Origin of the sequence: Pseudonocardia sp. EC080619-01, assembly GCF_001420995.1 — a bacterium.
Classification (GTDB): domain Bacteria; phylum Actinomycetota; class Actinomycetes; order Mycobacteriales; family Pseudonocardiaceae; genus Pseudonocardia.
Genome location: NZ_CP012184.1, coordinates 3,026,479 through 3,051,289 on the forward strand (window position 1 = coordinate 3,026,479; position 24,811 = coordinate 3,051,289).

Genomic DNA, 24,811 nt, shown 5'->3' on the forward strand with positions numbered 1-24,811 from the left:
GTCAGGCGGTCGCGGCGAGCCGGACAGGGCGCAGCGGCTCCAGCGGCCGTCCGGCGCCGGTCCGGCCGTGCTCGGCGTGGAACGGCGCGAGCCGGAACCGGCGGGTGCGCAGCTGGTACTCGGCGGTGTTCGCCGGCCACATGACGACGTTGTGGCCCTCGCCGTTCTGGTAGTAGCTGGTACAGCCACCCGTCTCGTAGACGGTGCGGGCCGAACGCCTGCGGATCCGCCGGGTCCACCGCTCCTCGACCTCGGGCCGCACGTCGAGGGCGCGGATCCCCTCGCCGGCCATCCGGCAGACCGCGTCGGCGACGTAGCGGGCCTGCGCCTCGGAGAACAGCAGCGTCGAGCTGGCGCCGCTGGTCGCGTTGGGGCCCTGCATGAGGAACAGGTTGGGGAAGCCGGGGTAGTTCATCCCCAGGTAGGCGCGCGGGTAGGAACCCCAGTGGTCGTGCAGCGACCGGCCGGACGAGTCCTGGATGCGCCGAGCGATCGGCGCGGTGGCGCCGACCTCGAACCCGGTGGTGAGGACGATCGCGTCCACCTCGGCCGCCGTCCCGTCGCCGGAGACGACGGTGCGGCCGTCCACGTGGGACAGCCCGCCGGTGTGCAACGTCGTGTTGGACGCGCACATCGCCGGCAGGTAGTGGTTCGAGACCAGCGGGCGCTTGCAGGCGTAGTCGAAGTCCGGGGTGAGCCGGTCCCGCAGCTCGGGGTCGGGTACCTGCGTCCCGAGGTGCCTGCGGCCGACCCGGCTGAGCGTCTCCCGCAGAAGCTTCGACCGCCGGGTCGCGGCGAGCAGCTCCGCCCCGACGTAGATCAGGTCGAACTGCATCCGGGAGAGGATCGGGTTCGCCGCCAGCGCCCGCCGGGTCAGGTCACCGACCGGCCGCTCCGGCTTCGGCAGGATCCACGCCGGGGTGCGCTGCAGGACGTGCAGCTCGGCGACCTGCGGCTGCAGCTCGGGGATGAGCTGGATCGCCGTCGCGCCGGTGCCGACGACCGCGACCCGCTTCCCGGTCAGGTCGGCCGAGTGGTCCCAGCGGGCGGAGTGGAACACCGGCCCGGGGAAGTCGGCGAGGCCGTCGACGTCGGGCTGCTTCGGGTCGGCGACGAGCCCGGCCGCGCTGACCAGGACGTCCGCGGTGAAGGCGCCCAGCGGTGTCGCGATCCGCCAGCGTGCCGCCGCGGCGTCCCACCGGGCGGAGTCGACGGCGGCGCCGAAGCGGATGTGCGCCAGCAGACCGGTCGAGTCGGCCAGCCGCCGCGCGTAGTCCTGGACCTCGTGCCCGGGCGCGTACAGGTCGGACCAGTCCGGGTTCGTCATCGCCCGCAGCTGGTAGAGCGGGGAGGGGGTGTCGACGCCGACGCCCGGGTAGGTGTTGTCCCGCCACACGCCGCCGACGTCGTCGGCGCGCTCCAGCAGGACGAAGTCGTGCACACCACGGCGCAGCAGGGCGAGACCGACGGCCAGGCCGGTGAAGCCCGCGCCCACGACGGCGACCCGGGAGTGCCGCGGGGAGGGACCGGTGACTCGCTCGCCGGCAAGGGGTTCGGCCGGTCGCCGGATCCGCAGCGCCTCGGACGTCATGCCTCGACGGTAAAGGGTTCATAACGACGGGGCACGCGAGAGCGGTCCGTCTCACGATGTCACCGGACCCGAGTGTCGCCGGGATCACACCCCGGCGCCCGCGGCGGCGTCCGGGGTGCGGGCACGGCCCGACGGACTAGGCTCGCCGCGTGCTCTCCGTCATGATCACGGGCGCGTCGTCGGGAATCGGGGCCGCGTTCGCCGACCGGCTCGCTGCCGACGGCCGCGACCTCGTGCTCGTGGCGCGCGACGCGGACCGCCTGCAGGCGGCCGCGAACCGGTACCGCGACCTCGGCGTCGCCGTCGAGGTGCTGCCCGCGGACCTGTCCGAGGCCGGCGAGCGCGCGCGGGTGACCGCGCGCCTGGCGGACCCGGACCTGGCGCCGGTCGACCTGCTGGTCAACAACGCCGGCCTCGCGCTCGGGGCGGCGTTCCTGGAGAACGACCCGGCGGACCTCGCCCGGCAGCTCCAGGTGAACGTCGCGAGCGTGCTCGAGCTGACCCGGGCCGCGCTGCCCGGGATGGTCGACCGCGGCACTGGTGCGGTGGTCAACGTGGCGAGCGTGGCGGGCTTCCTCGCCGGGCGCGGGTCGACCTACCCGGCGGACAAGGCGTGGGTCATCTCCTTCACCGAGGGCGTGGCCGCGTCGCTGCAGGGGACCGGGGTGCGCGCGATGGTGCTGTGCCCCGGGTACGTACGGACGGAATTCCACGAGCGGGCCGGCATCGACGTCGGCGGCCGGCGCGGCCCGCTCTGGCTGGAGGCCTCGCAGGTCGTGGACGAGGCCCTGGCCGACCTGGACAGGGGACGGGTGGTGTCGGTGCCCTCGAGGCAGTACAAGGCGATCGTCGGGCTGGTCGGGGTGCTCCCCCGCGGCGCACTGAGGCGGCTCACCGCGGCGTTCGACCGGGACCGCACGTGAACGCCCACGCGGACCGGGCCCGGCTGGCCGCGCTGGTGCGCGAGCTGGCGGTCGTCCACGAGAAGGTGACCCTGTCGTCGGGTGCCGAGGCCGACTACTACGTCGACCTGCGCCGGATCACGCTGCACCACGAGGCGTCGCCGCTGATCGGGCGCCTGCTCCGCGAGCTGACCGCGGACTGGACGTACCGGTCGGTCGGCGGCCTCACACTGGGCGCGGACCCGGTCGCGACCGCGGTGCTGCACGCCGCGCGGCAGGAGGACGGGACCGAACCGGTCGACGCGTTCGTCGTGCGCAAGGAGACGAAGAAGCACGGCATGCAGCGGTTGATCGAGGGGCCGGACGTGGCCGGGCGACCGGTGCTCGTCGTCGAGGACACCTCCACCACCGGTGGGTCGGCACTGACGGCGGTGCGGTCGGTTCTCGCAGCCGGTGCGCAGGTCGTCGGGGTGTGCACCGTCGTCGACCGGGACACCGGGGCCCGGCAGGCCGTCGAGGCCGAGGGCGTGCCCTACCGGGCGGTGCTGGGGCTGGCCGACCTGCAGCTGGGGTGAGCGACCCGGACGGCCCGTCCGGTGGGCCCGGGCCCGCCGACGAGGCGGGGCCGAGCGAGTGGCAGGTGCCCGGCCAGGTCGGGGTCGGTCCGTGGACCGGGCCCCCGCCGGCCGGCGGGCACTGGGATCCGGAGCTGCTGGCGGAGGGCGACCGCCGCAACGTCGTCGACGCGTACCGCTACTGGCGGCGCGAGGCCGTCGCGGAGGACCTGGCGCGCCGGGCCCACCCGTTCCACGTCGCGATCGAGAACCTCGGCCACGACCACAACATCGGCACCGTGGTGCGCACGGCGAACGCGTTCGGCGCGGGCGGGGTGCACATCGTCGGACGGCGGCGCTGGAACCGGCGCGGCGCGATGGTGACCGACCGCTACCTGTCGCTGCACCACCACCCCGGCGCCGCCGGGCTCGTCGCGCACGCCCGTGCCGCCGGGCTCGCGCTGGTCGCGGTGGACAACCTGCCCGGCGCCGTCCGGCTGGAGGAGACGGCGCTGCCGCGGGACTGCGTGCTGGTCTTCGGCGCGGAGGGTCCCGGGCTGTCACCGGAACTGCGGGAGGCCGCCGATCTCGCGGTCTCGATCGCCCAGTTCGGTTCCACCCGGTCGATCAACGCGGGCGTGGCGGCCGGGATCGTCATGCACGCGTGGGTCCGGGAGCACGCGGACCTGTCCGGCGCCTGGTGACCCGGCGCCCGGCCGGGCTCAGCGCTCGTGGCGGGGGGCCATCGGCGGACGCCCGGTGCTGTGCCGGTACGGCGGCTCGCCCGTCCCGTTCCGCGGCGGCTGCGCCCCGGGACCGGGCTGCACCCCCGGCTGCGGCGCGCGGTGGGCCTGCGGGGCCGCGTCCGGCCGCGGTGCGGGGTGCGAACGGGGCGCGCCGTCCTGCGCCGCCGGGCCGGGCCGTCCGACGGCCGGCATCTGCACGGTGGCCGGGTCGTCGTCGGCCGCCCGGCCGGTGACGGTCGCGGCGGCGGCACCCGCTGCGGTGGCGCCGACGGCGGCCGCCCCGCCCGCGTCGGCACCGCGCTTCGACCGGGCCCGGAGCACCTCGAACACGATCGGCAGCACCGACACGAGCACGATGGCGATCAGGATCAGGTCGATGTGCTCGCGGACGAAGGCGAACTGGCCCAGGAAGTACCCCAGCACCGTGACGCCGGCCGCCCACGCGACGCCGCCGATCAGCGAGTACGTCAGGTACCGCCGCGGGTCCATCCGGGCCACGCCGGCGCTGACCGTGATGAAGGTGCGCACGATCGGCACGAACCGGGCCAGGACGATGGCGCGGTTGCCGTAGCGCTCGAAGAACTCGTGGGTCTTGTCCACGTGCTTCGGGTTGAACAGTTTCGACCGTGGCTTGTCGAAGATCGCCGGTCCGGCGCGGTAGCCGATGCCGTAGCCGACCGCGTTCCCGGCGAACGCGGACACCACCAGCACCAGGCACACCAGCCACAGGGGAACGCCGATCGCGCCCTGGGCGACGAACAGGCCCGCGGTGAACAGCAGCGAGTCACCGGGCAGGAAGAAACCCAGCAGCAGGCCGCACTCGGCGAAGATGATCGCGGCCACCCCGACCAGGGCCCACGGGCCGAGGGACTCGATGATCACCGCCGGGTCGAGCCACGAGGGGCCGAGGGCGAGCGTCTGGGTCGCGGCGAGAACCGTCACGCGGAGAAACGGTACCGGCCGGGTGACGGGCCCGGCCGGGCGCCGTCGGCCCGGCCGTGCGCGGCCGGGGCCGGGACGGTCAGCCCAGTGCGGGCAGCGCGCCGGGCAGCAGCACCGAGACCAGGGCGATCCCGCCGCCGAGGAGCGCGCCGACGAGCAGCGTGATCAGCGCGGCCCACAGGATCTGCGGGACGGGCGACCCGGCCGGGGCCGCCGTCGCGCGGGGTGCGGCCGCGACGGGAGCGGGACGGTGGTGGACCTGCGGGGCCGGGCGCGGCGCCGGCGGCGGGACCCGGCCCGGGACGCGGGGCGGCGCGGGCGGCGGACCGCCGGGGCGCGGCGGCGGCATCGGACGCCCGCGCGCCTGCGCCTGCAGCGCCTCACCGACCCGGCGGGCGGCGTCGTCGCGGTGCGGGTTCTGCGGGCCGGTCATCGTGGCTCCCCCGGACGGCGGCCGGTCGCCGCACCCGCCCGCTCCTCCATGATCCGGGCGACGGAGTCGAGCGCGCGGCTGGCGGTGGACTTCACCGTCCCGCGGCTCATCCCGGCCGCCTCGGAGATCTCGGACTCGGTCAGGCCGCCGTAGTAGCGCAGCACCAGGACCTCGCGCTGGCGCGGCGGCAGCGCCGACAGCGCGTCGACGACGGACTGGTGCTCGGCCGACAGCATCGCCAGCGACTCCGCGGAGCGCGCGTTGGCGGAGTGCGGCGGCACGTACTCCCGCGCCGTCCGGCGGCGGCGCAGGACCGACCGCGAGCCGTTCACGACGGCGGCGCGGAGGTAGGCGACCGCGGCGGTCTCGTCGCGCAGGCCGGTCCAGTGCCGGTGCAGCCCGGTGAAGGCCTCCTGCACGACGTCCTCGGCGGTGGCCGGGATGTCGACCAGCAGCATCGCGAGCCGCATCAGCCGCAACCGGTGGTCGCGGTAGAGGTCGGCGAGGGTGAGCGGGTGCTCCGCCTGCGGGCCGGGTACGCCCGGCCCGTCCGGGACGGGATCGGCCGGGAAGGGACCGGGCCCCTCCGGCGCCGGTCGGCTGTCGATGGCGCGCAGCCGGCCCAGCGTCCGGTCTACGGCGTTCTCGGCCTGGTCCTCCTCCACGTGCCCCAGCGTAGCGACCGCCTCCGACAGTCGTCGCGGCGTCGCCCGTTCCGCCGTCCGGCCGAGGTGACCAGACCCATCCGCACGATGACTCCCGCCCCACAGCGGGTACGTGATACTCACCGGAGGAAAGAGCGCTGCGACGAGCAGCGACCGCCGAAGACGAGGAGGCCGGCCGTGCCGATCGCCACGCCCGAGATCTACAACCAGATGCTGGACAACGCCAAGAGCGGCGAGTTCGCCTACCCGGCGATCAACGTGACCAGCACCGAGACCCTGAACGCGGCGCTGCGCGGGTTCGCCGAGGCGGGTTCGGACGGCATCGTCCAGATCTCGACCGGTGGCGCGGAGTTCCTCTCCGGCACCCGGGTCAAGGACATGGTCACCGGCTCCGTCGGCCTGGCCGAGTTCGCCCACGTCGTCGCGGACAAGTACCCGGTCAACATCGCGCTGCACACCGACCACTGCCCCAAGGACAAGCTCGACGGCTTCGTCCGGCCGCTGATCGCGGTGTCCCAGGAGCGGGTGGACCGCGGCCTGAACCCGCTGTTCCAGTCGCACATGTGGGACGGCTCGGCCACCGAGCTCGAGGAGAACCTCTCCATCGCGGCCGAGCTGCTCGACGAGGCGGTCAAGGCGAAGATCATCCTCGAGGTGGAGATCGGCGTCGTCGGCGGCGAGGAGGACGGCGTCGCCCACGACATCAACGAGAAGCTCTACACCGCGCCCGGCGACTACGAGCGCACCGTCGAGGTGCTCGGCGGCGGCGAGAAGGGCCGGTACCTGCTCGCCGCGACCTTCGGCAACGTGCACGGCGTCTACAAGCCGGGCAACGTGAAGCTGCGCCCGGAGATCCTCAAGCAGGGCCAGGACGTGGCCGTGCAGAAGCTGGGGCTCGACGCCGGCAGCAAGCCCTTCGACCTGGTCTTCCACGGCGGCTCCGGCTCGCTGCTCGAGGAGATCCACGAGTCGCTGAGCTACGGCGTGGTGAAGATGAACGTCGACACCGACACCCAGTACGCCTTCACCCGGCCGATCGCGTCGCACATGTTCGAGAACTACGACGGCGTCCTGAAGATCGACGGCGAGGTCGGCAACAAGAAGGTCTACGACCCCCGCTCGTACCTCAAGAAGGCCGAGGTCGCGATGGGCGACCGCGTCATCGAGGCGTGCGAGTCGCTGAAGTCCGCCGGCAAGGCGCTCTGAGCGGTCCCCCGGGAGCACGTCGGGCACGTGCGTGGTCGCCCGGGCCGGGCCGGGCCCGGCCCGACCACGCACGCGCCCGAGGGGCCAGGATGGGCGCATGAGTCTGCACGGCAACCTGCTCGAACCCGACGACACCCGCCTGCCGGTGGACCCGGCCGCGGCGGAGCTGGCCGCCGGGAGGGACCCGGCCGAGCTGGCGGCGGGCAACCCGTCGTCGTCGATCGCCTGGGCGGTCCTGGCCGAGCGTGCGCTGGAGTCCGGTGAGACGGTCGCCGCGTACGCCTACGCCCGTACCGGCTACCACCGCGGTCTCGACCAGCTCCGTCGCAACGGCTGGAAGGGCTTCGGCCCGGTGCCGTGGTCGCACGAGCCGAACCGCGGCTTCCTGCGCTCCTGCGGTGCCCTGCTCCGGGCCGCCGACGGCGTCGGCGAGGCCCCCGAGGTCGAGCGCCTGCGCACCCTGATCGCGGACTCGGACCCGGAGGCGATCACCGCTCTGGGCCTCGGCTGAGCCGGTGCCGTCCGTGACGCCGGCCGGCTGGCGGCGGGCCGGGGACCGTGTCCGGGCCCGCCTCCGGCTCGGCGTCCGGCGGGTGCGGGCGTCGTGGCTGCCGATCCTGCAGTGCGCGTTCGCGGCGGGCCTCGCGCTGTGGGTGGCCGGCGACCTGGTCGGGCACACCCGCCCGTTCTTCGCCCCGATCGCCGCGGTGATCAGCCTGGGCCTCTCGCTGAACTCGCGGCTGCGCCGGGCCGCCGAGCTCGTCGTCGGCGTCAGCCTCGGCGTGCTGGTCGGCGACCTGCTGATCGCGCAGATCGGCAGCGGCGTCTGGCAGCTGATCCTCGTGGTCGCGCTGGCCATCACGCTCGCGACGTTCTTCGACGGCGGCAACCTGATCGTCGCCCAGGCGGGCGCGTCCGCCGTGCTGGTCACGACGCTCCTGCCCCCCGGTGAGACCGGCGGGATCGACCGCTGCGTGGACGCGCTGATCGGCGGCGTGGCCGGGATCCTGGTCGCGGCGGCGATCCCGGTGCACCCGGTCCGGATCGTGCGCCGGGAGGCCCGCCGGGTGCTCGACGACCTGGTCACCGTCCTCACCGAGGTCGCCTCGGCACTGCGCGACGACGACCGGGAGAGCGCCTCGCGGGCGCTCCGCCGGGCCCGTGACACCCAGGCCGTGATCGACGGGCTCCGCACCGCGGTCGGGTCCGCCGGCGAGGTCGCCGCGGTGTCCCCGCTGCACCGGCCCCGGCGGCGGATGCTGCGTCGCTACCGCGAGCTCGCCGAGCGCGCCGACTACGCGCACCGCAACGCACGGGTGCTGGCCCGGCGGGCCCTCACCGCGATCGAGGACGGCGAGCGGATCCCGCCGGAGCTGGCCGACGCGATCGCCGATCTCGCGACCGCGGTCGGTGCGCTGATCCGCGAGCTCGGGCAGGACGGCGACCGCGAGCGCGCCCGCGGACCGCTGCTGGAGGCGGTGCAGGGCGCGCCGGTACTCGCGGAACCGCCCGTCGCCCCGGCCCCCGCCCCGGACGGCGGCCACCCGGCCGGACCGGCCGTGTCGGTCCCGGTGCTGGTCGCCCAGACCCGCTCGATCGCCGTCGACCTGCTGCAGGCCACCGGCCTGTCCCGCACCGAGGCGATGCACGCGCTGCGTGACCGGCTCCCCGCCCCGGACCTGGGCTGATCGGGGGAGTGGGGTTCCGTGACCGTCCGGTCACGGAGCAGAATCGGGCGCTGTTCGGCGCCGGGACCGACCGCGTCCCCCTGCACGGTGTGGTGTGGCCGACGCCGTCGACCGCGAACGGGGTCCCACCAGTGCAGCTGTTCATCCGCTACGTCCTCGCTCCCCTCGTCCGGCTGATCTGGCGCCCCCGCGTGCAGGGCGCCGACCACATCCCCGCCACCGGCCCGGTGATCCTGGCCGCGAACCACCGGGCCGCGGTCGACACGGCCTTCATCCCGCTGGTCGCGTCGCGCCGGGTCGCGTTCCTCGGCAAGTCCGAGTACTTCACCGGCCGCGGTCTGCGCGGGCGGCTGATGGCCGCGTTCGTGCGCGCGCTCGGCTACATCCCGGTCGACCGGGGCAACGCCCGCGCCGGGCTCGCCGCGCTCGACGCGGGCCGCAGGGTGCTGGAGACCGGTGGCGTGTTCGGGATCTACCCGGAGGGCACGCGCTCGCTCGACGGCAGGCTGCACCGCGGGCACACCGGGGTGGCGAGCCTGGCGCTGTCGACCGGTGCGGTCGTCGTGCCGGTCGGCCTGATCGGGACCGAGCGGGGGCAGCCGATCGGCCGGCTGTTCCCGCGGCTGGCCCGGGTGCAGATCCGGTTCGGCGCCCCGCTGGAGTTCAGCCGGTACGACGGCCTGGAGGGCGCGCCGGCGATCCGCCGCGCGGTCACCGACGAGATCATGGACGTGATCGCCGACCTGTCCGGCCAGACCTACGTCGACTCCTACCACCGGCGCCCGGACGAGCAGCTGCCCGCGGCCGCCTGAGGAGGCCCGATCAGCCCGGCAGGACCGGGTTCCAGGGCTCGGTGTGCCGGTACCAGGCCCAGCGCCGGATCTCGCGGGGATGCGGCTCGCCGTCGCGGACCGGGGTGGCGCCGGTCGTCCCGATCTGGATCGCCCGCCCCTGCGCGGCGGTGACGCCGCGCCCGCCACGGATCCGCACACCGTCCGGTCCCGCGTCGACGACGAGCCGCGGGACCCGGCCGCGGAACACCCGGGTCGCGTCGCAGTACGCCTCGCCGTACAGGTCGGGGATCTCGCCACGGCCGACGAGGACGCCGCCGTTGTCGTCGCGCACCAGCGGCTCCGGCCGCGCGGCGCCGGTCCGTGCGAGCCGGGCCGCCGCCGCGGGGGACACCGGCACCCCCCAGTTCGCGGCCGCGGCCGAACGGCGGTCGACCGGCAGGTACGCGACCTCGGTGGCCAGCGCCGAGCGCCGCAGCAGACGCAGGACGACGGCGGCCAGGTCGGCGTCGTCGCCGTGCACGATCAGCCGGGCTCCGGGGTGCTCGGCCAGCAGCGGGTCGACGACGTCCTTGCCGGGACGCGGCGGAACGGTGACCGACCGCACCTCAGGATCGGACTCCAGGGACGCCGGTGGGCGTTCCCGCCGGGCACCGGGCCGGATACCGTGGAACGGAAGACGGTGTCGCCGCTGCGGCACACAGGCGAGCAGCACCGCTTCGGGATCGGTCGAATCCACTGATCGAGTACCCTCCCCGCCGCGGAATCCGGTAACCACGCCCGGATCCGCGGCCGTGACGAGCGTGTGTGAACTGGAGTCTCTTACATGCCCGCAATCGTGTTGATCGGCGCCCAGTGGGGCGACGAGGGCAAGGGCAAGGCGACCGACCTGCTCGGCGGCGAGTACGGCTGGGTCGTCCGCTACCAGGGCGGCAACAACGCCGGGCACACCGTCGTCACCCCGGACGGCCGCGACTTCGCACTCAAGCTCATCCCGTCCGGCATCCTCTCGCCGGGCGTCAAGAACGTCATCGGCAACGGTGTGGTGGTCAACCCCGAGGCGCTGATCGAGGAGAAGGCCGGGCTGGAGAAGCGCGGCGTCGACACCTCCGGCCTGCTGATCTCGGCCGACTCCCACCTGATCATGCCGTACCACGTGGCGATCGACCGGGTCACCGAGCGCTACCTCGGCAAGGCCAAGATCGGCACCACCGGCCGCGGCATCGGCCCCGCCTACCAGGACAAGGTGGCCCGGGTCGGCGTCCGTGCCGCGGACCTGCTCGACGAGAAGATCCTGCACCAGAAGGTGGAGGCCGCGCTCGAGCTGAAGAACCAGATCCTGGTCAAGGTCTACAACCGGCGTGCGCTGGACTTCCACGAGGTGGTCGACACCGTCCTGGAGCAGTCCAAGGAGTTCGCCGAGAAGATCGTCGACACCCGGCTGATGCTGAACGAGGCCCTGGAGCGCGGCGAGACGCTGCTGCTGGAGGGGTCGCAGGGCACGCTGCTCGACGTCGACCACGGCACCTACCCGTTCGTGACCTCGTCGAACCCGACCGCGGGCGGTGCCTCCGTCGGCTCCGGCATCGGCCCGAACAAGATCACCCGGGTGATCGGGATCCTGAAGGCCTACACCACCCGCGTGGGGTCCGGCCCGTTCCCGACCGAGCTGCACGACGAGATGGGCGAGTTCCTGCGCAAGACCGGCGGCGAGGTCGGCGTCAACACCGGCCGCGCCCGGCGCTGCGGCTGGTTCGACGCCGTCATCGGCCGGTACGCCGCCCGTGTCAACGGCATCACCGACTTCTTCCTGACCAAGCTCGACGTGCTCTCCGGCCTCCAGTCGGTCCCGATCTGCGTCGGCTACGAGGTCGACGGCCACCGGGTCGACGAGATGCCGATGACCCAGACCGGTTTCCACCACGCCGTCCCGGTGTACGAGGAGATGCCGGGCTGGTTCGAGGACCTCTCCGGCGCCCGGACCTGGGAGGACCTGCCGGCGAACGCCCGCGCGTACGTCGGGCGGATCGAGGAGCTCACCGGGGCGCGGGTGTCCGCGATCGGCGTCGGACCCGGCCGGGACCAGACGATCACCCGCTGACCGGCGCGGGTCAGGTGTCGGCGCGGACGGCCGGTTCGTCGCGCACCGGGGTCACCGCGACCGCGGCCAGCGGTGCCAGCGCTGCGACCGCGAAGCCGACGCCGTAGCCGGCGACGCCGACCAGGGCGCCGAGCGCGACCGGGACCACCGACCCGAGGGCGTTCTGCCCGGTGTTCTGGATCCCGAGCGCCCGCCCCGACCAGGCGCGGCCGGCGAGCTCGGCGGTGCTGGTGTAGGCCAATCCGTTGTCGGCGACGGTGACGACGGCACCGACCGCCAGCATCGCCACCGCCAGCCAGGCGGCGACGGTGTCGCCGAGGGCGAACAGCAGGAGGACGACGACGGCGGCGACCGCGATCTGGCGCATCGGCCGCATCCGTGACCCGACCCGGTCCGACCACCAGCCGGACCCGATCCGGCCGAGTGCGCCTGCGACCTGGCCCGCCGCGACGAACGCCCCGGCCGCCGCCGCACCCCAGCCCTGCTCGCGCACCAGGTACTCGGTGCCGAACGAGGCCACCGCGAACTGCGGGACGACGAGCAGGGCGGACGCGCTGTGCACCCGCCACAGCAGCGGCGTCCGGTACGGCGAACCCTCCGGCGCCGCCCCGGCTGGCCGGGGGACCCGGGGCGGGTCCGGGGCCAGCAGCAGCACCAGGACGGCGGAGAGCAGGCACAGCACGGCGGGCAGCAGCAGCGCGGGCCACGGGCCGACCGCCGCCCCCAGCGACGGCAGCGTGAGCCCGGCCAGCGCGACACCGAGCGGCTGGGCCGTCTGCCGGATGCCCATCGCCGTGCCGCGCTCGTGCGCGCCGAACCAGCCCATGACCATCCGGCCGCTGGCCGCGAACACCGACGCCGCGCCGGCGCCGCCGAGCAGCAGGAACGCGAGCGTGCCCGGTCCCGGCAGCAGGGCCGCGCCCGTCACCCCGGCCGCGCACACGGTCAGCCCGGCGGCGATCACCCGGCGCTCGCCGGTGCGGTCGGCCAGCGCGCCCCAGGCGATCAGGGTCAGCAGCAGCCCGGCGGTCGGGGCGCCGACGTAGGTGCCGACCCGCGCGAGCGAGAGACCACCGGCGTCGCGCAGCAACGGGACCAGGAACGGCACCCCGTAGACGAACGAGCAGGCCGCCGTCTGGGCGAGCACGCCGGTGCCGAGGACCACCCATCGACGGGCGCTGCGGGTGACGTCGGTCGTGGTGGGCACCCGCCCACGCTAGGCCGACGTCTCACCAGATGACGATTCCGTCCCACCGGGTGGGACGCGTCAGGAGGCGCACTCCCCCGTGTCCACCGGCGACGCCGACTCGTTCGCGGCCACGTTCAGCGCCTGTGCGGCCTGCTCGGCGGTCAGCACGAAGCCGGTCTCCGAGTCGTCCAGCGCGGCGCCGAACACCACGCCGACCACCCGGCCGTCCGGGGCGATCATCGGACCGCCGGAGTTCCCGGAGCGGACGACCGCGCGGACGGTGTAGACGTCGCGGACCACGCTGCCCTGCTCGTAGATGTCCGGGCCGCGCAGCCGGATCCGCTCGCGGACCTTGCCCGGCGTCACCGTGTACGGGCCGTCCAGCGGGTAGCCGAGGATGACGACGTCGTCGCCGACCCGGGCGGGGTCCGGGCTGAACTGCAGCGGCTCCTCCTCCAGGGCAGGCACGTCCATGACGGCCACGTCGACCTGCGGGTCGTAGAAGACGACCTCGGCGTCGAGCTGGCGGGTCCGCCCGCTCGCGGTGGTCACCTCGACGGTCGTGCTGGACGTGCCCGCGACGACGTGCGCGTTCGTCATGACCCGCTGCGGGGCGACGACGAACCCGGTGCCCTCCAGTGCCCGCCGGCAGGACGGCGCCCGCCCGCGCACCTTGAGCACCCGGTCCCGGACCTCCGTGACCACCGGGTTCTGCACGAGGTTCGCGTCCGGCGGGCCGACCGCGGCGACCGGTGTGCGGGAGAACGGGCTGACCACGTCCGGGAACCCGGAGTCGTCGAGGATCTGGCGCAGCTCGGACGGGAGCTGGCGGGCCGCGTCGGGCATGACGCCGTCGACCGCACCGAGCACCCGCGAGTCGCGCAGCCCGCTGGTCAGCGTCGCGAAGCTGGTCGAGGCCAGCGGCAGGGCGATCAGCCAGGCGGCGACCACCACCGCGACGGCCTGCACCCCGGCCCCGAGGGTCGAGTCGACCTTCAGCGTGCCCTCGCCGCGGATCCGGTCCCGGATGAACCGGCCGAGGTACACCCCCGTGGCCTCGCCGAGCGCGACCAGGAGCACCACCGCGCCGATGCCGAGCAGCACCTTGGCCTGCTGGGACTCCACCTGCGCCGCCAGCAGCGGCGCGAGCCGCAGGCCCAGCACCGCGCCGGTCAGCACCCCGAGGAACGAGAGCAGCGCGACCGCCACCCCGTGCCGCCATCCGGACGCCGCCGCCAGCAGCGCCAGCACGACGACCACCACGTCGACCCAGCTGATGCTCACCGGCCCACCTCGTCATCACGGTCGACGGGGTCGGTCACGCGCACTCCTCGCAGGTCGTCGGGGCGCCGGTCGTGGTGTCCCGCCCGGGCGACGGCCCAGGCGTCGTCGAGATCCTCGATCCGGGAGCGGTCCCAGGGATGCTCCCAGCCGGACCGTTGCAGCAGCGCCGAGAGCAGGCCCGCGGTGAACCCCCAGACCAGCAGCCCGGATGTCCGGAACGCGGGCCCGGTGTGCCCGCTCGGGCCGCGGACGGTGAACCGGTTGGCCGGATCGGTCAGCACCGGCACGGGGACCCGCGCCACGCTCGCCACCTCGGCCGGGTCGACCGCGCGCACCGGGACCGGGGCGGCCCAGTGCGCGAGCACCGGTGTCACCAGGAAGCCGGTCGGCGGGATGAACAGCTCCGGCAGCACCGCGAGCGGGACGACGCCGGCCGGATCGAGCCCGGTCTCCTCCTCGGCCTCGCGCAGCGCGGCGTCCACCGGTCCGGTGTCGCCGGGGTCCAGGCGGCCGCCGGGGAAGGCGACCTGACCGGCGTGCGAGCGCAGGGTCGCGGCCCGCTCGGTGAGCAGGACGTCGGGTCCCCCGTCGTCGCCCGTGCCGAACAGCATCAGGACGGCGGCGCGGCGGCCCTCGGCGCGCCCCGCCGGGTCGCGGCGCGGGCCGAACCAGCCCGGGTCGAGCCCCAGCGCGCCCTCGACCAGTGGCTTCAGCGCGTCCGGTGCGGCACCGGGATCGGGCTCCGGCACGACGACGGCGGTCACCGCAGCCGCTCCACGGCGGCAGCGACGTCGTCCGCGTCGCGGAACGGGACCGGCGGATCGACCATCGCCGGCGTGCCGTCGGCCCGGACGACGTAGGTGAACGGCAGCACCGGCGGCGTGCCGAGCGCGGCACGCAGCTCGCCGCGCGGATCGGTGACCGCCGGCAGCGTGATGCCGAGCCGGGCGGCCAGGTCCAGGGCGGCGACGGGATCGTCCTGCACGTCGACGGTCAGGACGGGGACCGATCCCGGGCGCCCGGCGTACTCCTGGAGCGCCGGCAGCTCGTCGCGGCACGGCACACACCACGACGCCCAGAAGTTGACCAGCGCCGGGCTCCCGGCGAGGGCGGCGCCGACGTCGACGGTGCCGTCCGCGCCGAGGCACGGGACGGAGACGCCCGCCAGCGGCCCGGCGGCGGGTGTACCGGACGGGACCGGGCAGGGCCGCAGCGCCGCGGAGGCACGCGCCGCGGCCAGTGCCGCCGGGTCGGCGGCCGCCGGATCGGAGTCCGGCCGGCCCGCGGCGGCCGGCGGCACGGCGGGGTCCGGCGTGCCGCCCTGCGACGGCCAGAGCGCCCACACCGCGAGCGCGACCAGCAGGGCGACGACCACCGTCGAGACGATCTCGGACCGGGTCGCGCCGGCCCGGCTCACGGACCGGCCCCGGAGATCCCCGCCAGTGCCAGCAGGTGCTCCCGCTCCACGCCCTTGACCAGCGCGGCGGCCTCGCCGGGATCGGTGGGGCCCAGGCCGTAGGACGGGCAGTCCGGCGCCAGGGTGCAGGCTCCGCAGGCGGGCTTGCGCGAGTGGCACACGCGGCGGCCGTGGAAGATCACGTGGTGCGAGACGATCGTCCAGTCGCGGCGCGGGACGAGCTCGCCGACCGCGTGCTCGACCTTGACCGGGTCCTCCTCGGTCGTCCAGCCCCAGCGGCGCACCAGCCGTCCGAAGTGGGTGTCGACGGTGATGCCGGGGACGTCGAACGCGTTGCCGAGGATCACGTTCGCGGTCTTGCGGCCGATCCCGGGCAGCGCCACCAGCTCGTCGAGGGTGGCGGGCAGCTCTCCGCCGTGCTTCTCGACCACCGCCGCACCCAGCCCGGTCAGCGAGTTCGCCTTGTTCCGGTAGAAGCCGGTCGGCCGGATCAGCTCCTCCAGCTCGGTCCGGTCGGCGCCGGCGTAGCCCGCTGCCGTGGGGTAGCGGGCGAACAGCGCCGGGGTCACCTGGTTGACGCGCTCGTCGGTGCACTGGGCCGACAGGATCGTGGCCACCGCGAGGTCCAGCGGCGTCGAGAAGTCGAGCTCGCAGTGCGCGTGCGGGTAGGCCTCGGCCAGTGCGCGCAGGATCCGGTTCACCCGTCGCGCTCGTCCGATCGGGTTCTCCCCGGCTGCGACCCGCGCGGCGAGACCGGCCGCGGCGCGCCGGGTGGGCCGCCGGACGGAGGTGCTCACGTCACCGAGCGTACGGGTGCCCTCCGACAGCCGTGGCACCGTGTCGCGCGGCCGGCCGCCGCCGTGCCCGGGCCCGACGGCGGCGTGTGCACGGCGCCGAGCGGCCCGTTCCGGCCGCCGAACGTCCGATCACCGGTCGCGGAGATCACGAACGCATCACGAAGCACGCGGACCGGCTACCCCCGGCGGGCTGCGGTGCGAAGCAGTGAGAGAGGATCGGAGGTGCCATGACTGCCTGGTTGAGCGTCCTCGTCCCGCTGCTCGTGATGTTCTTCGCGCTCGGTATGGAGCGCGTCGAGTCCCGCCTGCGGGAGTCCACGGTGCGGCAGGACGAGCTGGACGAGATGCTCGAGCAGCCCCGGCCCGACGAGGTGCGGGCCCTGTTCCGGTCCGGTACCAGCCGGGCGCTGGAGCTGTTCCGGCTCCGCAACCGCCGGCGCAGGACCGGTCGCCGTAGCCAGGTTCCGTCGGCCTGACGGGAACTGACAAGATCGAAATCGGGGCTGCGGGAGCGGCCGAGGCAGGAAGCGGGCCCGATCGGACGAGAGCCGATCGGGTCACTGGTGCGCACGTGTGTGGCGAAGGCCTCTACACTGGCGCGCCGACGACCCGCCGTGACGATCGCGGCCGGTGAACGAGGAGTTGCAGTGGACGAGGTTCTGATCCGGGCCGGGATCTTCCAGGGTGTGGAGCCCCAGGCCGCCGAGGCGCTGGCCGAGGCGCTGGAGACCGTCGAGTTCTCCCGTGGGCAGGTCATCTTCTCCGAGGGCGAGCCCGGTGACCGCCTCTACATCGTGGCCGGCGGGAAGGTGAAGCTCGGCCGCAAGTCCCCCGACGGCCGGGAGAACCTGCTGATGGTGGCCGGCCCGTCCGACATGTTCGGCGAGCTGTCCATCTTCGACCCGGGCCCGCGCACGTCCTCGGCGACCGCGGTGACCGAGGTGCGGACCTACACGATGGACCGCACCGCGCTGCGGGAGTGGATCGGCAAGCGCCCCGAGATCGCGGAGCAGCTGCTGCGCGTGCTGGCGCGCCGCCTGCGCCGCACCAACAACATGCTCGCGGACCTGATCTTCACCGACGTGCCCGGGCGCGTCGCGAAGTCGCTGCTGCAGCTCGCCCGTCAGTTCGGGTCGCAGGAGTCCGGTCTGCTGCGGGTCACGCACGACCTCACGCAGGAGGAGATCGCCCAGCTGGTCGGTGCCTCCCGGGAGACCGTCAACAAGGCGCTCGCCGACTTCGCGCACCGCGGCTGGCTGCGGCTCGAGGGCAAGAGCGTGCTGATCCTGGAGCCGGAGCGCCTGGCCCGCCGGGCCCGCTGAGCGGCGTCCCACCCCCCGGAATACCGCTGGTACGTCCGTACCAGACCATGTGATCCTGGGCGGCGTGGCCGCCTCCCTCTCCGACTACCGGGCCGCGCTCGGTGCGCCCGGGGCCGCCGCGCCGGTCTGCGCGTCCGTGATCGGGCGGTTCCCGATCGCGATGCACAGCCTCGCGACGCTGCTCTACGTCCGCGAGGTCCAGGGGTCCTACGCCGTCGCGGGTGCGATCTCGGCGGCGCTGCTGGTCGGGACGGCCGCCGGGACCGTCGTCCAGGGCCGGGTGCTCGACCGGCTCGGCCCGACCCGGCCGATGCTCGTCCTGGTCGCGGTCTACGCCGTCGCCGTCACCGGTCTGGTGGTCTGCATCGAGGCCGCGTCGCCGGTCGTGGTGACCGCCGCGGTCGCGGTGCTCGCGGGCCTCGCGACACCCGCGATCGAGGGCTCCTCGCGCGCCCTGTGGACCGACCTGGTGCCGTCCGGGCCGCGCCGCGAGGCGGCCTACACCTACGAGGCGATCAGCCTCGAGACGTTCTTCGTCCTCGGGCCCGCGCTCGCCGCGGTGCTGGTGGTGGCCACCCCGTGGCCGGGGACGGCACTCGTCGTCGCCGCGTCGGCCGAGCTGGTCGGGACGACCTGGTTCGCACTCACCCGATCGGTGCGCCGTCGTTCGGAGCGGATCCGCGCCGAGCGCGCGACCGGGGCGCTCGCCCGCGAGACCGGGCTGCTCGGTGTCTTCCGCCGGCCGGGACTGCGGACCGTGGCGCTCGCGTCGCTCGGGTTCGGCCTGGTGGCGGGCACCGCCGAGGTCGGGGTGTTCGCCGCGGCCGAGTTCGCCGGCTCCCCCGCGGCCGGCGGGATCCTGCTGTCCGCGTGGTCGGTCGTGTCGGTGCTGGCCGGCGTCGCCTACGGGATGCGGCCGTGGCCGCGCCCGCTGCACCTGCGGCTGCCGGTGCTGCTGGCCGGGTTCGCCCTGCTGGTGACGGTGATGGGACTGGTCTCCCCGCTCGGCTCGCTGGTGCTGCTCGCCGTCCCGATGATGGCGGCCGGAGCCCTGATCACCCCGCAGGTCACCGGGCACTCGCTCGGGGTGGAGCTGACCGCACCGGCGGAGTCGGCCACCGAGGCGTTCAACTGGATGGTGATGGCGGCGGTGCTGGGCGTCTCCGCCGGGCAGGCGCTGGCCGGGACGATGATCGACCTGCTCGGCCCCGCCGGGTACGCCACCGGCGGGGCGCTCGGGATGCTGGTCGCGCTGCTGCTGTGGCTGCGCCGCGGCTCGGTCGCGGCCGCGGGCGACCGGCGCGAGCCGGCCGGGAGCACCGCGTGAGGGGCGCCGCGGACCTGCGACGGCTGCGGGACGCCGTCGCCGCGGACATGGCGGGCGCCGACGTCGCCCACGACCTGGGGCACCTCGACCGGGTCGCCGGGCTGGCGGCGCGGCTCGCGGTGCGGGAGGGGCACGACGGGTTCGTCGCCGCCGTCGCCGCCTACGTGCACGACCACCACCGGGCCGCGGAGGCCCGGCTGGACCGGGTCGTCGCCCCCGCCGAGTGCCGGGACGAGGCCCGGGACGCGTTGCGCCGCGGCGGGATCCCCGCGGAGCTGTGGGAGCCGGTGCTCGACGCCGTCGAGGCGACCGGCCGCTACTCCTTCTCGGCGGGCGACCGGGGCCCCGCACCACCGGCCGCGGCCGCCGCGATCGCGGCCTGCCTGCACGACGCCGACATGCTCGACGCCATGGGCGCCACCGGGATCGCGCGTGCCTTCGCCTACGGCGGGGCGATCGGTGAGCCGCTGTGGGACCCGGCGGCGCCGCCGTCGTCGGACGGGTACCGCTCCGGGCCCACCGGCTCGGTGATCGCGCACTTCCACGAGAAGCTGCTCCGGCTGCGCGGGGAGCTCCGCACCGCGGCCGGCCGGGAGATGGGCGGACGCAGGCACGCGGCCCTGGAGCAGTTCCTGCACCGCTTCCGCGAGGAGTGGATCGACGCGCACGACGACGCGGGGACGGCGCCGCCCGCGCCGTGACCGCCGACGGGCCGGGTCAGGCGCGCAGGTGGTCCAGCTGGGCGCGCACCGAGAGCTCGGCGGCGTCCCACAACGAGGTGTCGACGTCGGCGTAGACGACCTCGACGACGTCCCGCGCCGTCGACTCCGGCCCCAGCTCCTCCAGGGCCGCGCGCACCTGGTCCAGCCGCTGCTCGCGGTGCGCGAGGTAGGCGTTCGCGATCTCCGCGGCGTCCGGGAGCTCCGGCCCGTGCCCGGGGAACAGCGGAGTCCCCGCGGGCAGCTCGGCGATGCGGCGCAACGACTCCAGGTAGGGGCCCAGCGCGCCGTCCGGGTGCGCGATCACGGTCGTCCCGCGGCCCAGGACGGTGTCGCCGGCCAGCAGCGCCGGCCCGTCCGATCCGGGCCCGTCGAGCAGCAGCGACACCGAGTCGGACGTGTGTCCCGGCGTCGTCATGACGGTCAGCTCCACGCCCGCCCCGGCGATGACCGTGCCGTCGGTGAGGGGGTCGGTGCCGACCGCGAGGGACGGGTCCGCGGCGTAGACCGGGGCGCCGGTCAGCTCGACGAAGCGACCGGCCCCGCCGGCGTGGTCGTGGTGCCGGTGGGTGAGGACGACGGCGGCGACCGGGGCACCGTCGGCGAGCGCCTCCAGGTGGGTGCCGTCGTCCTCCCCGGGGTCGACGACGATCCGCTGCCCGGAGTCGGGCACCGCGACCACCCAGGTGTTGGTGCCGTCCAGCGTCATCGGGCCGGGGTTGTCCTGCAGCAGCACCGACGCGAGCGGGTGCACCGCGCGCAGGCTGCCGTAGAGCGGGTGGCTCACGTGCGTGCCTCCTCGTATCGCCAGTCCGGGTCGCCGGGCAGCGTGATCGTCACGACCTTGCCCTCCCGGCGCACCTCGGGGGTGATCGGCTCGATCTCGCGGTGGACGGCGGCGTCGAGCACCGCGGCGGCCGATCCGTGCCGGCCCAGGTCCTGCAGCGTGTGCAGGGTCGGGGGCATGAGCGCGACGTCGCCGGCCCCGTACCCGGCGAGTGCCGCGGCGGGGGTCCACCAGCGCGCCTCGACGGCCTCGGTCGTGGCGTCGTCGGCGACCTGGCCCTCGGGCAGGCGTGCGACCAGGAACGCGGTGTCGTAGCGCTTCGGGTTCCGCGGCGGGGTGATCCAGCGGGCCCACGGCACCAGCAGGTCGGCGCGCAGCTCCAGGTCGTGCTCGGCGAGCAGGGCGGGCAGCGTCGCGTGCCGTCCGACGAGGTCGTCGCGACGGTGGGCCGCGAGCCCGTCGGGGCCGGGCTCGGCCCCGGGCCGGGACGCCAGCAGCACCCCGCACTCCTCGAAGGTCTCCCGCACGGCGGCGGTGACCAGCGCGGCGGCCTGCGGTTCGGGGAGCCCGAACGCGGTGCCGAACCGGGCGGGCTCCGGGCCGCGCCAGCGGGCGGGGTCCGGGACGTCGTCGGGCGAGACACCGCCGCCGGGGAACACGGTCATGCCGCCGGCGAAGGCCATCCCGGCCACCCTGCGCTGGAGGAACACCTCCAGTCCGCCGTCCGGCGCGTCGCGGACGAGCAGGACCGTCGCGGCGGGTTTCGGCTCGACCGGCTGCGCCGGCGTCGGAGCTGCGGTGCTCATGACCGCCGACCCTAGGTCACGATCACGCCGGTCCGATGGTGAGAATGCCCGCATGCGCATCGGACTCGTCGGGGCCGGGCCGTGGGCCCGCACCGTGCACGCACCCGCGATCGCCGGGCACCGGCGGTGGACACCCGCCGGGGTGTGGGCCCGGCGCCCGGAGGCCGCGGCCGAGGTCGCGGCGATCACCGGCGGGCCGGTGCACGCGACGTTCGACGACCTGGTCGACGCGTGCGACGCCGTCGCGTTCGCCGTCCCGCCGCAGGCCCAGGGCGAGCTGGTGCCCGTCGCCGCGGCCGCGGGACGGCATCTCGTGCTGGAGAAACCCCTCGCCGCGGACCTGGCGGCCGCCGAGCGGGCCGCCACCGCGATCGCCGACGCCGGTGTCTGTTCCGCGACCGTGCTGACGCTGCGGTTCGACCCGGCGATCCGCGCCTGGCTCGATGCGGTCCCCGAGGGCCCGCACGGTCCGGGGACGGTCGGGACGGCGCGCTGGCTGTCCGGGGCGCTGCTGGGCGGGCCGTTCGCGTCGTCGCAGTGGCGGGCCGAGCACGGCGCGCTGCTCGACGTCGGGCCGCACGTGATCGACCTGCTCGATGCGGCACTCGGCCCGGTCACCGGCGTCGAGCAGGCCCGGCGGGACGAGCCGGACCTGTGGCGGATCGGGCTGCTGCACTCCGGTGGTGCCCGCAGCTCGCTCGTCCTGTCGCTGCGCACGCCGGTCGAGCCGACCGACTTCGAGATCGCGATCACCGGAGGTCTCGGCCCGGACGGCCGGGGCCGGACAGCGCTCGACTCCCGCCCGGCCGACGCCGTCGCCTGCTACGCGAACCTGCTCGACGACCTCGCCGCCGCGGTCGACGCCGGGGACCCGCGGCTGCCCGTCGACGCCGCCCGGGCCCTGCACCTGCAGCGGATCGTCGACGAGATCGTGCGGGCCGCCGGCTGATCAGTTCCGGTCGGTCCGGGCGGTCCCGTTCCGCGGGGTCGGCTCGCCACCGCTCTCCCGGGCGGCGAGCTCCTCGTGGAGGCGTTGCAGCAGGTCCTGCTCGGTCGGGCTGAGCCGTTCCGCGAGGGCTCCGGCCGCGGCGGGATCCGGCGCGGGGCGCGGCTGCGGGCTCGGTCGCGGATCGTCGTCGGCGGGCGACCCGCCGGCCGAGCCGTCGGTGTCCTCGGTCAGGAGCAGGTGCCGGGGCCGGTGCGATCCGTCCGTACCGGTGGACGGCGGCACGGCGGGAGCCTGCACGATCGGCGTCCCGGGCGGCGGGGTCGGGGCGTCGATCTCGGCGCCCTCCGCGGCCGGGGCCGGACGCGGGTCGGAACCCGCGTCGGCGGGAGCCGTCTCCCCGACCCAGGCGCCGGAGGCCCAGTCCCGCATCCAGGCGTCCTCGTCGGCCGCGGGGACGTTCGCCGGCCGGCCGTTCGACCGGGGCCGCAGCGGCGCGACGGCGCCGTTCGACGGTGCCGGGCCTTGGGCCTGGCCCTGGCCCTGGGCCGCCCGGCCGATCGGTGGGGCCGGGGTGTGGACGGCGGGCGCCTGCACGGCCGGTTCCTGCACGGCCGGTTCCTGCACGGTCGGCGGGTGCGGGGCCGGAGCCTGCGGGACTCCCGCCTGGAGGGCCGGCTCCTGGACGGCCGGCTCCTGCTGGACCGGTGACGGCGGCGCGTCGGGCGACTGCGGAACGGGTGCCGGGGGGACCGGCGGCACGGGTGCCGGTGCGGGTGCCGGCGCCGGCCGGGCGGTCGGGCCGGCATCCGCCGGGACGTCCGGGGTGGCGCCGTCCGGCGCGACCGTCCCGCCGGACGGGCCGGCGTCGGACCGGTCGCCGGTGCCGTCCGGTCCGGTGCCGGCCGGGCGTGCCGGGAGCGCCACGGGCGCACCGTTCACCCGGGATCCGTCCCGGTGTCCCGACGACTCCGGCTGCGGGGGTACGTCGTCCCGGTCGTCCGTGGTGGTCGCGGCCGCGAATGCGGTCACGGGACCGGTGGCAGGGGACCCGGAGACCGGCGTGGGCGTCCCGTCGTCGGGGACGTCGTCCGGTGCCGCGCGGTGTGCGGGTGGGTCCGCGGTGGTGTCCCCGGGCTCCGTGCCGTGGTCCGCACCGGACGGGGCGGCGGGCTCCTGGTGGTCGTCGGCGTCGACGTCGTCGGCGTCGAACCAGTCGCCGGACGTCGCCTCCCGCAGCGCGCGGATCGGCGGCGACGGCCGCGGTGCCGGGTGCAGCGGCTCGTCGGCCGCCGCGGGCTCGGGCAGCGGGGACGTGACCGGGCGGTGCTCCTCCGGGGGCGGAGGGGTGTGGCCGGTGTCGAAGGTGCCCGCGCCGGGTGGGGTCCCGGTGCCGGACGGGAGGTCGCCGGTGGTGTCGATCCGGCCGGCCGGGCCGGTGCGTCCGCCCGGGGCAGCGTCGTCGACCGGAAGGGCCGGGGTGTCGGCCCGGCCGCGGGGGAACCCACCCGTGCTCCGGCGGGGACCGGCACCGCCGTACCCGGAGCTCGCGTCGTGATCGGCATCGGCGAGGTCGTCGGTGAACTCGGCGGCATGCCTGCCGGCCAGGTCGTCGGCCAGATCGTCGGCGGGATGGTCGGCGGGATGGTCGGCCACGTCGTCGTCCGACCTGTCGTCGGCCGGGACGGCGGCGGGCGTGGCGAAGGGACCGTCCTCGGCGTCCTCGACGGACCGGCCGGATCGTCGACGGACGAGCCCGTCCGTCATGGACGGAACCGGCGGAAGGGACGGAGTGGACGGAGCGACCGGTCCGGGGCGATCGGCCACGTCCTCGGACGCGGACGCGATCGCCGGGCCGGCCACCGACTCGGCCTCCGACCCGGCCTCCGACCCGGCCACCGGCTCGGCCACCGACTCGGCCACCGGCTCGGCCACCGCCTCGGACGCCGGCTCGGCCGTCGCCACGGTGGCGGCGCCGGATCCACCGGCCACCACCGGAGCGGGCCCGTCCGGGACCGGACCCGGCCCGGCGTGCACCGGCACGGCCACCTCACGGGCGGCCCGGTGGTAGGGCGTGTCCGGGTCGCCGTCGCCGCGCACCTCGACCGAGGCCGCGATCCCGGCCCCGGCCAGCGCCGACTGTGCCCGGTAGGTCAGCACCTCGGCGGACCCGTCGCCGTGGGTGCGGCCCAGCAGCACGGGATGCGGGAGCGGCCCGGGCGCCGACCCGGCCGGGGTGACCCGCCACGCCAGCATCCAGCCGTCGTCGGGGGCGGTGACCCCCGCGAGGGCCCGGGCGATCTCGTCGGTGGGGCCGTCGCCGGTGAACCGGTGCGGGGTGTCCGCTCCCGGTCCGCCGCGGGGCAGGAACCGGTCGGCGTCCGGCTGGATGCGCCGGGTGCCGGCCTCGGCGACCAGCTCGCGGCGCACCGCGGACGGCAGCACCACCCGCCCGGCGACCAGCTCGGCCACCAGCAGTTCCAGCGCGTGGCCCTCCTCGCCGACGGTGACGAGCTCCCGCCCGGTGGCCAGCAGGTCGTCGTCCACCCGGCCGGCCAGCTCGAGCAGCAGCCGGTACGTGGGGTCGGACATGGGGCC

General features: G+C 75.6%; 26 protein-coding genes. 13 read left to right on the forward strand and 13 right to left on the reverse strand.

What is annotated here, in order from left to right; genetic code table 11:
* Position 1: 1 nt before the first annotated feature.
* Positions 2-1,591 (reverse strand): NAD(P)/FAD-dependent oxidoreductase, encoded by a 1,590-nt coding sequence (locus AD017_RS14190; RefSeq protein ID WP_060574508.1) that lies wholly within the window; start codon positions 1,589-1,591, stop codon positions 2-4.
* Positions 1,592-1,752: 161 nt separating this feature from the next.
* Here AD017_RS14190 and AD017_RS14195 point away from each other — a divergent pair, with 161 nt between their 5' ends.
* From AD017_RS14195 to AD017_RS14205, 3 genes are read left to right on the forward strand one after another with little or no spacing between them, the layout of a single operon-like run.
* Positions 1,753-2,514 (forward strand): SDR family oxidoreductase, encoded by a 762-nt coding sequence (locus tag AD017_RS14195; RefSeq protein ID WP_060576394.1) that lies wholly within the window; start codon positions 1,753-1,755, stop codon positions 2,512-2,514.
* Positions 2,511-3,068 carry an orotate phosphoribosyltransferase gene (gene pyrE, locus AD017_RS14200; RefSeq protein WP_010235184.1) on the forward strand — a complete coding sequence of 186 codons (558 nt, stop codon included), beginning with the start codon at positions 2,511-2,513 and terminating at the stop codon, positions 3,066-3,068. The genes AD017_RS14195 and pyrE overlap by 4 nt, the downstream gene beginning before the upstream one ends.
* Positions 3,065-3,751, forward strand: coding sequence for an RNA methyltransferase (locus AD017_RS14205; RefSeq protein WP_060574509.1), 687 nt, complete (start codon positions 3,065-3,067; stop codon positions 3,749-3,751). Before pyrE ends, AD017_RS14205 begins: the two co-directional genes overlap by 4 nt.
* 18 nt (positions 3,752-3,769) lie before the next feature.
* On the opposite strand, the gene AD017_RS14210 is transcribed toward AD017_RS14205, so the two are convergent.
* From AD017_RS14210 to AD017_RS14220, 3 genes are all read right to left on the reverse strand, one after another.
* Positions 3,770-4,735 carry a DedA family protein gene (locus AD017_RS14210; RefSeq protein WP_082399248.1) on the reverse strand — a complete coding sequence of 322 codons (966 nt, stop codon included), beginning with the start codon at positions 4,733-4,735 and terminating at the stop codon, positions 3,770-3,772.
* Between the two features lie 79 nt (positions 4,736-4,814).
* A complete protein-coding gene (locus AD017_RS35330) occupies positions 4,815-5,168 on the reverse strand; it encodes a hypothetical protein (RefSeq protein ID WP_060574510.1) in 354 nt (117 codons plus the stop codon).
* Positions 5,165-5,863 carry an RNA polymerase sigma factor gene (locus tag AD017_RS14220; protein WP_369821689.1) on the reverse strand — a complete coding sequence of 233 codons (699 nt, stop codon included), beginning with the start codon at positions 5,861-5,863 and terminating at the stop codon, positions 5,165-5,167. The genes AD017_RS35330 and AD017_RS14220 overlap by 4 nt, the downstream gene beginning before the upstream one ends.
* A gap of 147 nt (positions 5,864-6,010) precedes the next feature.
* Here AD017_RS14220 and fbaA point away from each other — a divergent pair, with 147 nt between their 5' ends.
* The 4 genes from fbaA to AD017_RS14240 all read left to right on the forward strand — a co-directional run bounded on the left by fbaA (position 6,011) and on the right by AD017_RS14240 (position 9,539).
* Positions 6,011-7,039 (forward strand): class II fructose-bisphosphate aldolase, encoded by a 1,029-nt coding sequence (gene fbaA, locus AD017_RS14225; RefSeq protein WP_060574512.1) that lies wholly within the window; start codon positions 6,011-6,013, stop codon positions 7,037-7,039.
* A 97-nt stretch (positions 7,040-7,136) separates the two neighbouring features.
* A complete protein-coding gene (locus AD017_RS14230) occupies positions 7,137-7,550 on the forward strand; it encodes a DUF3151 domain-containing protein (RefSeq protein WP_060574513.1) in 414 nt (137 codons plus the stop codon).
* Between the two features lie 4 nt (positions 7,551-7,554).
* Positions 7,555-8,727 carry an aromatic acid exporter family protein gene (locus tag AD017_RS14235; RefSeq protein WP_010225290.1) on the forward strand — a complete coding sequence of 391 codons (1,173 nt, stop codon included), beginning with the start codon at positions 7,555-7,557 and terminating at the stop codon, positions 8,725-8,727.
* A gap of 131 nt (positions 8,728-8,858) precedes the next feature.
* Positions 8,859-9,539, forward strand: coding sequence for a 1-acyl-sn-glycerol-3-phosphate acyltransferase (locus tag AD017_RS14240; protein WP_060576395.1), 681 nt, complete (start codon positions 8,859-8,861; stop codon positions 9,537-9,539).
* A 10-nt stretch (positions 9,540-9,549) separates the two neighbouring features.
* Here the strand turns inward: AD017_RS14240 and AD017_RS14245 are convergent, their stop codons facing one another.
* The gene (locus tag AD017_RS14245) at positions 9,550-10,125 is read right to left on the reverse strand and encodes a hypothetical protein (RefSeq protein ID WP_060574514.1); all 576 of its coding nucleotides are present in this window, start codon (positions 10,123-10,125) and stop codon (positions 9,550-9,552) included.
* Between the two features lie 219 nt (positions 10,126-10,344).
* Between AD017_RS14245 and AD017_RS14250 the strand changes: the two genes are divergently transcribed.
* Positions 10,345-11,619, forward strand: coding sequence for an adenylosuccinate synthase (locus tag AD017_RS14250; RefSeq protein WP_029239235.1), 1,275 nt, complete (start codon positions 10,345-10,347; stop codon positions 11,617-11,619).
* A gap of 10 nt (positions 11,620-11,629) precedes the next feature.
* On the opposite strand, the gene AD017_RS14255 is transcribed toward AD017_RS14250, so the two are convergent.
* The 5 genes from AD017_RS14255 to nth are packed head-to-tail and all read right to left on the reverse strand — an operon-like array spanning position 11,630 to position 16,306.
* Positions 11,630-12,826 (reverse strand): MFS transporter, encoded by a 1,197-nt coding sequence (locus tag AD017_RS14255; protein WP_060574515.1) that lies wholly within the window; start codon positions 12,824-12,826, stop codon positions 11,630-11,632.
* 60 nt (positions 12,827-12,886) lie between these two features.
* Positions 12,887-14,086, reverse strand: coding sequence for a MarP family serine protease (locus AD017_RS14260; RefSeq protein WP_060576396.1), 1,200 nt, complete (start codon positions 14,084-14,086; stop codon positions 12,887-12,889).
* Between the two features lie 2 nt (positions 14,087-14,088).
* Positions 14,089-14,856, reverse strand: a complete 768-nt coding sequence (locus AD017_RS14265; protein ID WP_060574516.1) for a CoA pyrophosphatase — start codon at positions 14,854-14,856, stop codon at positions 14,089-14,091.
* The gene (locus AD017_RS14270; protein WP_060574517.1) at positions 14,853-15,509 is read right to left on the reverse strand and encodes a TlpA disulfide reductase family protein; all 657 of its coding nucleotides are present in this window, start codon (positions 15,507-15,509) and stop codon (positions 14,853-14,855) included. Before AD017_RS14270 ends, AD017_RS14265 begins: the two co-directional genes overlap by 4 nt.
* On the reverse strand, positions 15,506-16,306 hold the full coding sequence (gene nth / locus AD017_RS14275; protein ID WP_010236844.1) for an endonuclease III: 801 nt from the start codon (positions 16,304-16,306) through the stop codon (positions 15,506-15,508). The genes AD017_RS14270 and nth overlap by 4 nt, the downstream gene beginning before the upstream one ends.
* 227 nt (positions 16,307-16,533) lie before the next feature.
* Here nth and AD017_RS14280 point away from each other — a divergent pair, with 227 nt between their 5' ends.
* The 4 genes from AD017_RS14280 to AD017_RS14295 all read left to right on the forward strand — a co-directional run bounded on the left by AD017_RS14280 (position 16,534) and on the right by AD017_RS14295 (position 19,656).
* Complete coding sequence (locus AD017_RS14280; protein ID WP_010236842.1) at positions 16,534-16,782, forward strand: hypothetical protein; 249 nt, start codon at positions 16,534-16,536, stop codon at positions 16,780-16,782.
* Between the two features lie 171 nt (positions 16,783-16,953).
* Complete coding sequence (locus tag AD017_RS14285; RefSeq protein WP_010236840.1) at positions 16,954-17,628, forward strand: Crp/Fnr family transcriptional regulator; 675 nt, start codon at positions 16,954-16,956, stop codon at positions 17,626-17,628.
* Between the two features lie 64 nt (positions 17,629-17,692).
* Entirely contained in the window at positions 17,693-18,955 is a 1,263-nt protein-coding gene (locus AD017_RS14290; protein WP_060576397.1) for an MFS transporter, read from the forward strand.
* Positions 18,952-19,656 carry an HD domain-containing protein gene (locus AD017_RS14295; protein WP_145984054.1) on the forward strand — a complete coding sequence of 235 codons (705 nt, stop codon included), beginning with the start codon at positions 18,952-18,954 and terminating at the stop codon, positions 19,654-19,656. Before AD017_RS14290 ends, AD017_RS14295 begins: the two co-directional genes overlap by 4 nt.
* A 16-nt stretch (positions 19,657-19,672) precedes the next feature.
* On the opposite strand, the gene AD017_RS14300 is transcribed toward AD017_RS14295, so the two are convergent.
* Together AD017_RS14300 and AD017_RS14305 are read right to left on the reverse strand one after the other, a co-directional pair.
* Positions 19,673-20,461 carry an MBL fold metallo-hydrolase gene (locus AD017_RS14300; protein WP_060574519.1) on the reverse strand — a complete coding sequence of 263 codons (789 nt, stop codon included), beginning with the start codon at positions 20,459-20,461 and terminating at the stop codon, positions 19,673-19,675.
* Entirely contained in the window at positions 20,458-21,267 is an 810-nt protein-coding gene (locus tag AD017_RS14305) for an NUDIX domain-containing protein (RefSeq protein WP_060574520.1), read from the reverse strand. The genes AD017_RS14300 and AD017_RS14305 overlap by 4 nt, the downstream gene beginning before the upstream one ends.
* Before the next feature lie 52 nt (positions 21,268-21,319).
* Here AD017_RS14305 and AD017_RS14310 point away from each other — a divergent pair, with 52 nt between their 5' ends.
* On the forward strand, positions 21,320-22,216 hold the full coding sequence (locus AD017_RS14310) for a Gfo/Idh/MocA family protein (RefSeq protein WP_060574521.1): 897 nt from the start codon (positions 21,320-21,322) through the stop codon (positions 22,214-22,216).
* On the opposite strand, the gene AD017_RS14315 is transcribed toward AD017_RS14310, so the two are convergent.
* Positions 22,217-24,805 carry a hypothetical protein gene (locus tag AD017_RS14315; RefSeq protein WP_060574522.1) on the reverse strand — a complete coding sequence of 863 codons (2,589 nt, stop codon included), beginning with the start codon at positions 24,803-24,805 and terminating at the stop codon, positions 22,217-22,219.
* Positions 24,806-24,811 lie beyond the last annotated feature (6 nt).